This is a genomic window from Pseudomonas brassicacearum (assembly GCF_003732265.1).
Classification (GTDB): Bacteria; Pseudomonadota; Gammaproteobacteria; order Pseudomonadales; family Pseudomonadaceae; genus Aquipseudomonas; species Aquipseudomonas brassicacearum_D.
Genome location: NZ_MOBK01000006.1, coordinates 691,137 through 703,504, shown reverse-complemented (window position 1 = coordinate 703,504; position 12,368 = coordinate 691,137). Strand labels below are relative to the sequence as shown.

Annotated in this window: 12 protein-coding genes; 5 read left to right on the top strand and 7 right to left on the bottom strand. The window is 58.4% G+C overall.

Features of this window, described 5'->3' with window-relative positions; all coding sequences use genetic code 11:
* Both sdhD and sdhC read right to left on the bottom strand, forming a co-directional pair.
* On the bottom strand, nt 1-369 hold the full coding sequence (sdhD, locus tag BK660_RS16085; RefSeq protein ID WP_027922414.1) for a succinate dehydrogenase, hydrophobic membrane anchor protein: 369 nt from the start codon (nt 367-369) through the stop codon (nt 1-3).
* Nucleotides 363-737 carry a succinate dehydrogenase, cytochrome b556 subunit gene (sdhC, locus tag BK660_RS16080; protein WP_027922413.1) on the bottom strand — a complete coding sequence of 125 codons (375 nt, stop codon included), beginning with the start codon at nt 735-737 and terminating at the stop codon, nt 363-365. Before sdhC ends, sdhD begins: the two co-directional genes overlap by 7 nt.
* 363 nt (nt 738-1,100) lie before the next feature.
* Here sdhC and gltA point away from each other — a divergent pair, with 363 nt between their 5' ends.
* The gene (gltA, locus tag BK660_RS16075) at nt 1,101-2,390 is read left to right on the top strand and encodes a citrate synthase (RefSeq protein ID WP_007945132.1); all 1,290 of its coding nucleotides are present in this window, start codon (nt 1,101-1,103) and stop codon (nt 2,388-2,390) included.
* Between the two features lie 323 nt (nt 2,391-2,713).
* On the opposite strand, the gene BK660_RS16070 is transcribed toward gltA, so the two are convergent.
* The 3 genes from BK660_RS16070 to BK660_RS16060 form a co-directional block, all read right to left on the bottom strand.
* Nucleotides 2,714-4,372, bottom strand: a complete 1,659-nt coding sequence (locus BK660_RS16070) for a cation acetate symporter (RefSeq protein ID WP_027922412.1) — start codon at nt 4,370-4,372, stop codon at nt 2,714-2,716.
* The gene (locus tag BK660_RS16065) at nt 4,369-4,680 is read right to left on the bottom strand and encodes a DUF485 domain-containing protein (RefSeq protein ID WP_123434089.1); all 312 of its coding nucleotides are present in this window, start codon (nt 4,678-4,680) and stop codon (nt 4,369-4,371) included. Before BK660_RS16065 ends, BK660_RS16070 begins: the two co-directional genes overlap by 4 nt.
* A 205-nt stretch (nt 4,681-4,885) precedes the next feature.
* A complete protein-coding gene (locus BK660_RS16060) occupies nt 4,886-5,737 on the bottom strand; it encodes a glycine betaine ABC transporter substrate-binding protein (RefSeq protein WP_123434088.1) in 852 nt (283 codons plus the stop codon).
* A 300-nt stretch (nt 5,738-6,037) separates the two neighbouring features.
* Here BK660_RS16060 and BK660_RS16050 point away from each other — a divergent pair, with 300 nt between their 5' ends.
* Complete coding sequence (locus BK660_RS16050; RefSeq protein ID WP_123434087.1) at nt 6,038-7,633, top strand: glycoside hydrolase family 17 protein; 1,596 nt, start codon at nt 6,038-6,040, stop codon at nt 7,631-7,633.
* A gap of 115 nt (nt 7,634-7,748) precedes the next feature.
* On the opposite strand, the gene BK660_RS16040 is transcribed toward BK660_RS16050, so the two are convergent.
* A complete protein-coding gene (locus BK660_RS16040; RefSeq protein ID WP_123434085.1) occupies nt 7,749-8,117 on the bottom strand; it encodes a hypothetical protein in 369 nt (122 codons plus the stop codon).
* 223 nt (nt 8,118-8,340) lie between these two features.
* Between BK660_RS16040 and BK660_RS16030 the strand changes: the two genes are divergently transcribed.
* Nucleotides 8,341-9,639, top strand: coding sequence for a serine/threonine protein kinase (locus tag BK660_RS16030; protein ID WP_123434083.1), 1,299 nt, complete (start codon nt 8,341-8,343; stop codon nt 9,637-9,639).
* Nucleotides 9,632-10,420: an MlaA family lipoprotein gene (locus tag BK660_RS16025; RefSeq protein WP_123434082.1), complete on the top strand. Its 789-nt coding sequence runs from the start codon at nt 9,632-9,634 to the stop codon at nt 10,418-10,420. Before BK660_RS16030 ends, BK660_RS16025 begins: the two co-directional genes overlap by 8 nt.
* A 178-nt stretch (nt 10,421-10,598) precedes the next feature.
* Here BK660_RS16025 and BK660_RS16020 read toward each other — a convergent pair whose 3' ends face one another.
* A complete protein-coding gene (locus BK660_RS16020) occupies nt 10,599-11,513 on the bottom strand; it encodes a DUF808 domain-containing protein (protein WP_123434081.1) in 915 nt (304 codons plus the stop codon).
* Nucleotides 11,514-11,647: 134 nt separating this feature from the next.
* On the opposite strand from BK660_RS16020, the gene BK660_RS16015 reads away from it, so the two are divergent.
* Nucleotides 11,648-12,256, top strand: coding sequence for a TetR/AcrR family transcriptional regulator (locus BK660_RS16015; RefSeq protein WP_123434080.1), 609 nt, complete (start codon nt 11,648-11,650; stop codon nt 12,254-12,256).
* Nucleotides 12,257-12,368 lie beyond the last annotated feature (112 nt).

Here is a 12,368-nt window from a genome sequence, read left to right as displayed (position 1 = left end):
TCAGATACCCCAAAGAATCTGCACACCCCAGACGAAGTAGGCGAACATCGCGACGCCGCATACTGCCTGGAAGAGGAAACGTATTGCAGTCGCAGACTTGCCGAACGCCATTGGCGTCAGGTAGTCGGTCGCGATGGTCCACATGCCGACCCAGGCGTGAGCGCCGAGGGCAACGAGAGCCAGGAGACTGAAAATACGCATCCAGTTGCTTGCGAACAGTTCATGCCATTGGGCGTAGCCGATGCCAGGATGGGCAACGACGTATCCGATCAGGAAAATGAAGTAAGCCGCGAGAACGACCGCAGACACGCGTTGTGCCATCCAGTCATAGAGGCCCGAACGCGACAGGTTCGTGACGTTAGTTACCATATCCAAACTCCTGCCAGAACGATTACCACCACGGAAACGGCGATAACGATTTTCGAGCCCAGTTTGCCGCCTTCAAGCGACTCGCCGATGCCCATGTCCATGATCAAATGGCGCACACCGGCTACCAGGTGATACAGCAAGGCGGACAGGATTCCCCAAATCACTAGCTTGGCTAGCGGACTGGTCAGACACGCTTTCACCTGACCGAAGCCTTCCTCGGAGCTCAGCGACTTGTCCAATGCATAAAGCATGATGGCCAGGCTGACAAAGAGGATGACACCGGAGATTCGGTGAAGAATGGACGTGTAAGCAGTGACTGGGAGTTTGATGGTCCTTAGGTCTAGGTTTACAGGTCGTTGGCTATTCACGGCTTTTTTTCACACTGAAGAGCCCCTAACAATCAGGGCAAAGTTGTTGGGGAGTGCACTGGTCAGGTACCCACCACCCAGGGAGTGCGACCCCCAATAAAGCAGGCCCAAAAGCCCCTGGCGGTCGGAGGCCGAGTATAGACAGTTAGGCTACTAATGACAACGCGTTCACCTTCCCCTAATAGCTGATTGCACAAGTTGGATAAAAGGCGTAAATGGCAGTCAATTTCGAGGAAAAAGTCCGGTTAAAGCCTTCTGGAGCAAGACTTTAGGCAAATTGACATTCGAATTTATCTCACTATAGTGGTGCGGGCCCTGCGTGGGGGGTCTGTCTGATGATTTCAAGCATAAATAGGAGGCCACATGGCTGACAAAAAAGCGCAGTTGATCATCGAGGGCGCAGCCCCCGTCGAGCTGCCCATTTTAACCGGCACCGTTGGTCCCGATGTTATCGATGTTCGGGGCCTGACGGCCACGGGCCGTTTCACCTTTGACCCTGGTTTCATGTCGACAGCTTCCTGCGAGTCGAAGATCACCTATATCGACGGTGACAACGGCATTCTGTTGCACCGCGGCTACCCGATCGAACAGCTGGCTGAAAAGTCGGACTACCTGGAAACCTGCTACCTGCTGCTCAACGGCGAATTGCCGACCGCAGAACAGAAGGCCCAGTTCGTCAGCACCGTGAAGAACCACACCATGGTTCACGAGCAGCTGAAGACCTTCTTCAACGGCTTCCGTCGCGACGCCCACCCGATGGCCGTCATGTGCGGTGTAGTCGGCGCCCTCTCGGCCTTCTACCACGACTCCCTCGACATCAATAACCCGCAGCATCGCGAAATCTCCGCGATCCGCCTGGTTGCCAAGATGCCGACCTTGGCAGCGATGGTTTACAAGTACTCCATGGGCCAACCCATGATGTACCCGCGCAACGACCTGACGTACGCGGAAAACTTCCTGCACATGATGTTCAACACCCCGTGCGAGATCAAACCGATCAGCCCGGTGCTCGCCAAGGCCATGGACCGGATCTTCATCCTCCATGCCGACCACGAGCAAAACGCATCGACCTCTACCGTTCGTCTGGCCGGCTCCTCGGGTGCCAACCCGTTCGCCTGTATCGCCGCCGGCATCGCTGCACTGTGGGGCCCTGCCCACGGCGGTGCGAACGAAGCCGTTCTGACCATGCTCGATGAAATTGGCGATGTCTCGAACATCGACAAGTACATCGCCAAGGCCAAGGACAAGAACGATCCGTTCAAACTGATGGGCTTCGGTCACCGGGTTTACAAAAACCGCGACCCACGCGCTACCGTCATGAAGCAGACCTGCGACGAAGTGTTGAAGGAACTGGGCATCAAGAACGACAAGCAACTCGAACTGGCCATGCGCCTGGAAGAGATCGCCCTGACCGACCCGTACTTCATCGAACGCTCGCTGTACCCGAACGTCGACTTCTACTCGGGGATCATCCTCAAGGCGATCGGCATTCCAACCAGCATGTTCACCGTGATCTTCGCCCTGGCGCGGACCGTGGGCTGGATCTCCCACTGGAAAGAAATGCTCTCCAGCCCGTACAAGATTGGCCGTCCGCGCCAGCTGTACACCGGCTACGAGTCGCGTGACATCACCAAGCTGGAAGACCGCAAATAAGACCTGTCTTGCGATAACGTCTTAAGTTGCACCGGAAACGGCCTCTATTTATATAGAGGCCGTTTTTGTTTGGGCGCCCTTCCCGCCTTCTTCAAGTAGTGCGGTGCCAGCACTATCGCCTTCGCGAGCCGGCTCGCTCCCACATTGAGCTCCAGTGAACACACCCATTGTGAACACCATGAATCCACTGTGGGAGCGGGCTTGCTCGCGAAGGCGGCAGACCGGCCAACACAACCCCCAAAGCACTACTCAAACAAAAATGCCCCGATCTCTCGACCGGGGCATTTCTGTTTAACGCAACTTACATAACCAAACCTGAAGCCTTAGTGCGAAACCGCCCCACTCGACCCCAACCCTGTTTGCGAACGCACAAACTGAGGGAAGAACAGCGCGCGCTCGTTATCAGCCGCGGTCGACTTGTCAGTGATCGAGAAGAACCAGATACCGACAAAGGCAATCGCCATCGAGAACAACGCCGGATATTCATACGGGAAGATCGCCTTCTCGTGATGCAGGATCTGCACCCAGATGGTTGGCCCAAGCACCATCAAGCCAACAGCGCTCACCAGACCCAGCCAGCCGCCGATCATCGCACCGCGTGTGGTCAGCTTCTTCCAGTACATGGAAAGCAGCAGCACCGGGAAGTTACAGCTCGCCGCGATGGAGAACGCCAGGCCCACCATGAACGCGATGTTCTGGCTTTCGAACAGAATACCCAGGCCAATCGCCAACACGCCCAGGGCGATGGTGGTGATCTTCGAGACGCGGATTTCATCCTTGTCGTTCGCCTTGCCCTTCTTGATCACGCTGGCGTACAGGTCGTGAGACACCGCCGTAGCACCTGCCAGAGTCAGGCCAGCCACTACCGCCAGGATGGTTGCAAACGCGACCGCCGAGATGAAGCCCAGGAAAATACTGCCGCCCACCGCGTTGGCCAGGTGCACCGCCGCCATGTTGTTGCCGCCCAACAGCGCGCCCGCCGCATCTTTGAAGGCCGGGTTGGTGCTGACCAGCAGGATCGCGCCGAAGCCGATGATGAAGGTCAGGATGTAGAAGTAACCAATGAAGCCGGTTGCGTACAGCACGCTCTTGCGAGCTTCTTTTGCGTCACTCACGGTGAAGAAGCGCATCAGAATGTGCGGCAGGCCAGCGGTACCGAACATCAGCGCAAGCCCTAAGGAGAACGCCGAGATCGGGTCTTTCACCAAGCCGCCGGGGCTCATGATCGCTTCACCTTTAGGGTGAACCTTGATCGCCTCGGAGAACAGCATGTTGAAGTCGAAGTTGACGTGCTTCATCACCATCAGCGCCATGAACGAGGCACCGGACAGCAACAGCACAGCCTTGATGATCTGCACCCAGGTGGTCGCCAGCATGCCGCCGAACAACACGTACATGCACATCAGGATACCGACCAGGATCACCGCAACGTAGTAGTCGAGGCCGAACAGCAGCTGGATCAGCTTACCGGCGCCGACCATTTGCGCGATCAGGTAGAACGCCACCACCACCAGCGAACCACACGCGGACAGCGTGCGGATCTGGGTTTGCCCGAGGCGGTAGGACGCCACGTCGGCAAAAGTGTATTTGCCCAGGTTACGCAGGCGCTCGGCGATCAGGAACAGAATGATCGGCCAGCCCACCAGGAAGCCGATCGAGTAGATCAGCCCATCGTAGCCGGAGGTGAACACCAGGGCGGAAATACCCAGGAAGGACGCCGCGGACATATAGTCACCGGCAATCGCCAGACCGTTCTGGAAACCGGTGATCTTGCCGCCCGCCGCGTAGTAGTCGGCTGCGGAGTTGTTGCGCTTGGAAGCCCAGTAAGTGATGCACAGGGTCAAACCGACAAACGCCACGAACATCAGGATCGCGGAAACGTTGAGCGGTTGTTTATGCACTTCACCCGTCAGGGCTTCAGCCGCCCACGCACCCGGCGCAAAAGCCGCAATGCTCAATAGAGCCATCAGACGCCGGATCATTGCTGAGCCTCCTTGAGAATCGCATTGTTCAGGTCGTCGAATTCGCCATTGGCGCGTCGTACGTAGATTGCAGTCAGGATAAAGGCCGAGAGAATCAGCCCGACACCAATCGGTATCCCCCAGGTAATCGAAGACTCAGGGCTGATTTTCGCCCCCAGCACATGCGGCCCGTAAGCAATCAAAAGGATGAATCCGGAGTAAAGCCCAAGCATGATCGCCGAAAGAATCCAGGCGAACTTTTCTCGCTTGCTAACCAGCTCCTTGAAACGCGGGCTGTTTTGAATCGAGAGGTAAATGCTGTCGTTCATTGTTTTTATCCTCGCAGCACAGATTAAAGTTGGAACGTTATCCACTCTATGCGGCTGCGGAACAGGTTCCAGACGACCTTAGTATTAGAACGACATGACAGAATCGCCATTTTCCAGCAGACACTCCCACAGAGAAAAGCAAAAGGCCGCTTGGCGGTTATGCCAAGCGGCCTTCAGAGGTGCTGACCAGACACGTCAGCTCAAATTATTTGGTCCACTCGGCAACGCGTTCCGGGTGTTTGGCTACCCAATCTTTCGCCGCGGCTTCCGGCTTGGCGCCATCCTGGATCGCCAGCATGACTTCGCCGATTTCGTCTTTCGAGGCCCACTGGAAGTTCTTCAGGAACTTGGCTACTTCCGGTGCTTTGGTGGCGAGTTCTTTGCTGCCGATGCTGTTTACGGTTTCAGCAGCGCCATAAACGCCTTTCGGATCGTCCAGGAAGCGCAGTTTCCACTTCGCGAACATCCAGTGCGGCACCCAACCGGTCACGGCAATGGATTCGTTTTTCTTCTCGGCACGGGTCAGCTCGGCAATCATGCCGGCGCCGGAACTGGCTTTGAGTTGGTACCCGGTCAGGTCGTAGTCCTTGATGGCCTGTTCGGTCTTGAGCATCACGCCTGAACCGGCGTCGATGCCGACGATGCGTTTTTTGAAGCTGTCGTCGGTTTTCAGATCGTCGATGGTCTTGGCTTTTACGTACTCAGGCACGATCAAACCGATTTTTGCATCTTTGAAGTTCGGACCGTAATCGACGACCTGATCCTTGTTCTTGGCCCAGTAGTCACCGTGCGTCACCGGCAGCCAGGCCGACAGCATGGCGTCGAGTTTGCCGGTGGCCACGCCTTGCCACATGATCCCGGTGGCGACGGCTTGCAGCTTCACGTCATAACCGAGTTTCTGTTTGATCACTTCGGCCGCTACGTGCGTGGTCGCGACGCTGTCGGACCAACCGTCAACGTAACCGATGCTCAGGGTCTTGCTCTCGGCGCTGGCCATGGTGGAGCCAATCGCAAGCACCAGTGCGGCACCTGCGCCTAAAAGTCGTCGCATCTTCATCGTTACTTCCCCGAAAGTGCTGCGCTCGACGGATGCCGAGTCGCGTCAACGTATTGTTATGGTGCACAGCGCCCCCATCACGCCCACCGCAAACTCGTCCGACCATCAGCGTGATTTATCTATGGGTGCACTGATGCGTCGATCATCAACCTGACGACAACCGAGACCTGCTCTGTCAGCGACCTCAAGGCATCGAGAAACGACATCAGAACGCCATTAATCTTGAGCAACGGGGACGCCCCGGCCAGTCCGCCCGAACTTTGCATGTCAAAATTATGCAGGCCTCCTGACCTGGGGCAAATGCAGGTAACATGCGCGGCTTTGCTCCCAGACGTCCTGACCATGCCCGCGACATCACGTTTTCCTTTTTTTGCTTATCTATTCGCCTGTCTGCTTGGTGTCTTTGCCTTCGGCGGCTTCTGGTATGGCCTCGGCAAACCGGTGATCCTGCCGGATGTGGCCAGCGCGACGCACAAGCTGCAATGTGCCTCCTACACCCCGTTCGACAAGGACCAATCGCCGTTCGATCAGCCGTTCAAGTTGCGCCCGGAGCGCATGGACGCCGATCTGGCGTTGCTGGCCAAAAGCTTCGAATGCATTCGTACCTATTCCATGACCGGCCTGGAAGCGCTGCCTGATCTGGCGCGCAAGCATGGTTTGAAGCTGATGATCGGTGCCTGGGTCAACAGCAACCCGGTTGATACCGAAAAAGAAGTCGACCTGCTGATCGCCTCGGCGAATGCCAACGCCGACGTGGTGACCGCGGTCATCGTCGGCAACGAGACCTTGCTGCGTAAAGAGGTCACCGGCGCGCAACTGGCCAAGCTTATTAACAAGGTCAAAAGCCAGGTCAAACAGCCTGTCACTTACGCCGACGTCTGGGAGTTCTGGCTCAAGCACCCGGAAATCGCCCCGGCCGTGGATTTCCTGACCATCCATTTGCTGCCGTACTGGGAAGATGATCCCTCGAACATCGACGCGGCCCTGCAACATGTGGCGGAAGTGCGCCAGGTGTTCGGCAACAAATTCGCGCCCAAGGACGTGATGATTGGCGAAACCGGCTGGCCGAGCGAAGGCCGTCAACGTGAAACCGCCCTGCCGAGCCGGGTCAATGAAGCCAAGTTCATTCGTTCTTTTGTGATCATGGCCGAGCAACAAGGCTGGCACTACAACCTGATCGAAGCGTTCGACCAGCCGTGGAAGCGTGCCAGCGAAGGTGCTGTCGGTGGTTACTGGGGGCTGTTTGACGCGGATCGCCAGGACAAGGGCGTGCTGGCAGGACCGGTGTCGAACGTGCCGTACTGGTCGCAATGGCTGGCCGTGGGCGGCGTGATCTTTTTCGTGACGCTGATGCTCGGCGGCCGCGTTCGCAGTACTCGCGCAGCGCTGGTGCTGCCACTGCTCGGTGCATTGGCGGCGTGCTCGATTGGCGCGTGGGGTGATCTGGCTCGCGTCACCACCCGGTTTGCCAGCGAATGGTTGTGGCTGGCGCTGCTGACGGCGTTGAACCTTCTGGTGCTGGCCCACGCCGCACTGACGCTGAGCGCTCGCACCGGTTGGCGTGAGCGGGCATTTAATGTGCTGGAACGTCGGGCGGGCTGGTTGCTCGCGACGGCGGGGTTTGCCGCGGCGGTGATGATGTTGGAGCTGGTGTTCGATCCGCGTTATCGCAGCTTTCCGAGCGTGGCGTTTATCCTGCCAGCGCTGGTTTACCTGTGCCGTCCGGTGAGCGTGCCGCGTCGGGAGATTGCGTTGCTGACGTTCATTATTGGTGCAGGCATTGCGCCGCAGCTGTTCCGTGAAGGGTTGCAGAACCAGCAGGCCTGGGGCTGGGCGCTGGTGAGTGTATTGATGGTTGCTGCGTTGTGGCGCAGTTTGCGGGTTCGCAAGGCTTAAATCTTCAGCGACCTTGCCGGCCTCTTCGCGAGCAAGCCCGCTCCCACATTCGAACGAGCTCTTTCAGGGGAATGCGGTTAAATGTGGGAGCGGGCTTGCTCGCGAAGGCGATTTATCAGGCGCTACGAGACGCCCGGACCAACCGAAGCCCCGCAATCACCACCGCAAAAACCGCCAAAGTCGTGTTGTATAACGCCAACGCCGGAAACCCGAACACCAGCGCCAGCACCGCCAGCCACCACCCTGCCCGGCCCGGCAGGACGAAGCCGAGCACCGCCGCTGCTATCGCCGCCCAACCCAACACGGCGAAGTGAATCATCAGGCCCAGGTTCGAGCGAACCCCACATTCCCAACGGTTCGCCTCGTCCGCGCAGATGCCGACCCACTGCGCATCCTCCATGAAGCCATAACGTGCGCCGTAACTGGCGGCCAGCCATAAAGGCAGCAAAACGAGCAGCAAAACCACGGGCAGACGGCGGGACATGAAACACTCCAATAAGCGAAAACGGCGGCCAGCTTAATCCCCCGCCAGCGGGATGCAAACGCGGGCAACAGAAAACTGGTCAGCAAATCGCTGCAAAGTGTATCGTCCAGCTACTATTACCCGGAAATAAGCCTCTTTGGTGCCGATGCGTGGCACTTTGGCGCAACACCGATGGTCATAGCCTGCGAACTTCATTTGGCACCTTCTTCTAAGGGATTTAGTCATGCTCCGCTCCTTGCGCTTCGCCGCCCTCTTTGGCGGCCTTATATTGAGTGCGTCCGCACTGGCGGGCGATATCGACGCCGCCAGTTATGGCTACCCCTTGACCAACCCGTTCGAGGCGACTATCGCCACGACACCTCCGGACCTGCGTCCGAAGTTGCCGCTGGACGAGGACATCAATCAGGACGACCGCAGCATCACGCTGCGCCCGGAGCGTGCATTCGAACTGCCAGACAACTTCTGGGCAGTGAAGAAGCTCACCTACCGCATCGCCACACAAGACAAAGCCGCGCCGCTGATCTTCCTGATTGCCGGCACCGGCGCACGCTATGACAGCAGCCTCAACGAGTACCTGAAAAAGCTCTACTACCAGGCCGGCTACCACGTGGTGCAACTGTCGTCGCCGACCAGTTTCGACTTCATCAGCGCCGCTTCACGCTTCGCCACACCGGGCATTACCAAGGAAGACGCCGAAGACATGTACCGGGTGATGCAGGCCGTGCGGGCACAAAACCCGAAAGTGCCGGTCACCGACTACTACCTGACCGGCTACAGCCTCGGCGCACTGGACGCTGCCTTCGTCGCGCACCTGGACGAAACCCGCCGCAGCTTCAACTTCAAGAAAGTCCTGCTGCTGAACCCGCCGGTCAACCTGTACACCTCGATCACCAACCTGGACAAGCTGGTCCAGACCGAAGTCAAGGGCATCACCAGCAGCACCACGTTTTATGAGCTGGTGTTGAACAAACTGACCCGTTACTTCCAGCAGAAAGGCTACATCGACCTCAACGATGCCCTGCTCTACGACTTCCAGCAGTCCAAGCAGCACCTGACCAACGAACAGATGGCCATGCTGATCGGCACCTCGTTCCGCTTCTCGGCGGCCGACATTGCCTTCACCTCGGACCTGATCAACCGTCGCGGCCTGATCACCCCACCGAAATTCCCGATCACCGAAGGCACCAGCCTCACGCCGTTCCTCAAGCGTGCGCTGCAGTGCGACTTCGACTGCTACATCACTGAACAGGTCATCCCGATGTGGCGCGCCCGCACCGACGGCGGCAGCCTGCTGCAACTGATCGACCAGGTCAGTCTTTATGCACTCAAGGACTACCTGCACGACAGCCCGAAAATCGCTGTGATGCACAACGCCGACGACGTGATCCTGGGCCCTGGCGACCTCGGTTTCCTGCGCAAGACCTTCGGCGATCGCTTGACCGTTTATCCACTCGGCGGCCATTGCGGCAACCTTAACTACCGCGTCAACAGCGACGCCATGCTGGAGTTCTTCCGTGGCTAAATATCTCCTGCTAATCGCTGCGTTACTCTGTGCAGGCGTCGCCAATGCCGACAACAGCAAGGCCAACGCACCTGTCGTGATCGACAACGACGGCTTCAAGGAACCGCTGAGCAAACTCAAGTTCAACCCGGGGCTGGACCAGCGCGAGTTCGAACGCTCGACGCTCAACGCACTGGCCGTCTACGACCCGCTGGAAGAGTGGAACCGTCGGGTGTACCACTTCAACTACCGCTTCGACCAATGGGTGTTCCTCCCCGTGGTCGACGGCTATCGCTACGTCACGCCAAGCTTCCTGCGTACCGGCGTGAGCAACTTCTTCAACAACCTCGGCGACGTGCCTAACCTGGTGAACAGCCTGCTGCAGCTCAAGGGCAAGCGTTCGATGGAAACCTCAGCGCGCCTTCTGCTCAACACCACCATCGGCATCGCCGGCCTGTGGGACCCGGCCACCGCCATGGGCCTGCCGCGCCAGAGCGAAGACTTCGGTCAGACCCTGGGCTTCTACGGTGTACCCGGCGGCGCCTACTTCGTCCTGCCGATCCTCGGGCCATCGAACATCCGCGACACCGGCGGCCTGGCGGTCGACTTCACCGTCGAGTCGGCGATCAACTACCTGAACGTCGCGGAAGTCAGCTCCAACCATCCGGAAGTCTGGATCCTGCGCGGCATCGACAAACGCAACCAGACCAACTTCCGTTATGGCCAGCTGAACTCGCCATTCGAGTACGAGAAAGTGCGCTTCGTGTACACCGAAGCGCGCAAGTTGCAGATCGCCGAGTAAATCCGGCGGCAACAAAAAAGGCCATTCGATGCGAGTCGAATGGCCTTTTTCATGAATGTCGAAGTTCAAATGTGGGAGCGGGCTTGCTCGCGAAGAGGCCATTACATTCAACATTGATGTCGACTGTTTTACCGCTTTCGCGAGCAAGCCCGCTCCCACATTTGGACAGCGTTTGGCTTTAGCCTTTCAGCGCTTTCCAGATCTTGCTGGCAACCATCACGCCCGCCAACACCACCGCACCTGCGACAATCCCCGCCACCGCGTTCAGCAACGTCGGCACGATAAACCCGGCACCGCCCGCGCCGGCGCTGACGCTTTCGATCCAGTGATGAACCACCGGCACGCCGTGGGTGAGGATCCCGCCACCGACCAGGAACATCGCCGCCGTACCGATCACCGACAGGCTTTTCATCATGTAAGGCGCGGCGCGCAAAATGCCGCCGCCGATGCTTTTAGCCATCTGCCCAGGCTTTTGGGTCAGCCACAAACCGAGGTCGTCGAGTTTGACGATGCCCGCCACCAGGCCATACACACCGATGGTCATGACGATGGCAATGCCCGAGAGCACGATCACTTGCTGGGTCAGCGAGGCATCTGCCACGGTGCCGAGGGTGATGGCGATGATTTCTGCCGACAGGATGAAGTCGGTGCGTACCGCGCCTTTGATCTTGTCCTGTTCGAACGCCACCAGATCGACCGCCGGATCGGCGACAGCCTCGACCAGTTCCGCATGTTCGGCCTGGTCTTCAGCCTTGCTGTGCAGGAATTTGTGCGCGAGTTTCTCGAAACCTTCGAAACACAGGTAAGCGCCGCCGACCATCAACAACGGCGTGACCAGCCACGGAATGAACGCGCTGATGGCCAAGGCCGACGGCACCAGGATCAATTTGTTGCGAAACGAGCCCTTGGCCACGGCCCAGACCACCGGAATTTCCCGCTCGGCCCGCACGCCGCTGACCTGCTGGGCATTGAGCGCCAGATCGTCGCCGAGCACGCCGGCGGTCTTCTTGGCGGCCATTTTGGTCATCAATGCCACATCGTCGAGTACCGCGGCGATGTCATCGATCAGCACCAGCAAACTGCTTCCTGCCATGAATCAGGTTTCCTTCTTGAATGAATGCCGCGCAGCATAACGCGGCCGAGGGCCACACGGGGCATTCTTGAGCGCCGCGCGAGCCCGGTGATACCATGCGCAACCGCCAGAACAGGCAAGGAACCCCCTGGTTTATGAGCACTATCCGCGAGCGCAACAAAGAACTGATCCTGCGTGCCGCCAGTGAAGAATTTGCCGACAAGGGCTTCGCTGCGACCAAAACCAGTGACATCGCAGCCAAGGCGGGATTGCCCAAGCCCAACGTCTACTACTACTTCAAATCCAAGGAAAACCTCTACCGCGAGGTCCTGGAAAGTATCATCGAGCCGATTCTGCAGGCCTCGACCCCGTTCAACCCTGAAGGTGAACCCAGCGAAGTGTTGAGCGGCTACATCCGCTCGAAAATCCGCATCTCCCGCGACCTGCCGTTCGCTTCCAAGGTGTTCGCCAGTGAAATCATGCACGGCGCTCCGCACCTGAGCGCCGACCTGGTCGAACAACTCAACAGCCAGGCCAAGCACAACATCGACTGCATCCAGACCTGGATCGACCGCGGCCAGATCGCCGCCATCGACCCCAACCACCTGATGTTCAGCATCTGGGCCGCGACCCAGACCTATGCCGACTTTGACTGGCAGATCACCGCGATTACCGGGAAGGCCAAGCTGGATGAGGCGGATTATGAGGCGGCTGCGCAGACGATCATTCGGTTGGTGTTGAAGGGGTGTGAGCCGGATCGGTAGACCGTGGTGCGCCCTTCGCCAGCAGGCTGGCTCCCACAGGGTTTGGTGTTGAATGAAAATTTAGTGATCACTGAAGATCCACTTTGGGAGCCAGCCTGCTGGCGATGGGGAC

Coding starts and splice junctions, on each gene's coding strand:
- sdhD (WP_027922414.1), bottom strand. CDS start 369: ATGGTAACTAACGTCACGAACCTGTCGCGTTCGGGCCTCTATGACTGG.
- gltA (WP_007945132.1), top strand. CDS start 1,101: ATGGCTGACAAAAAAGCGCAGTTGATCATCGAGGGCGCAGCCCCCGTC.
- BK660_RS16070 (WP_027922412.1), bottom strand. CDS start 4,372: ATGATCCGGCGTCTGATGGCTCTATTGAGCATTGCGGCTTTTGCGCCG.
- BK660_RS16065 (WP_123434089.1), bottom strand. CDS start 4,680: ATGAACGACAGCATTTACCTCTCGATTCAAAACAGCCCGCGTTTCAAG.
- BK660_RS16060 (WP_123434088.1), bottom strand. CDS start 5,737: ATGAAGATGCGACGACTTTTAGGCGCAGGTGCCGCACTGGTGCTTGCG.
- BK660_RS16050 (WP_123434087.1), top strand. CDS start 6,038: ATGCAGGTAACATGCGCGGCTTTGCTCCCAGACGTCCTGACCATGCCC.
- BK660_RS16040 (WP_123434085.1), bottom strand. CDS start 8,117: ATGTCCCGCCGTCTGCCCGTGGTTTTGCTGCTCGTTTTGCTGCCTTTA.
- BK660_RS16030 (WP_123434083.1), top strand. CDS start 8,341: ATGCTCCGCTCCTTGCGCTTCGCCGCCCTCTTTGGCGGCCTTATATTG.
- BK660_RS16020 (WP_123434081.1), bottom strand. CDS start 11,513: ATGGCAGGAAGCAGTTTGCTGGTGCTGATCGATGACATCGCCGCGGTA.
- BK660_RS16015 (WP_123434080.1), top strand. CDS start 11,648: ATGAGCACTATCCGCGAGCGCAACAAAGAACTGATCCTGCGTGCCGCC.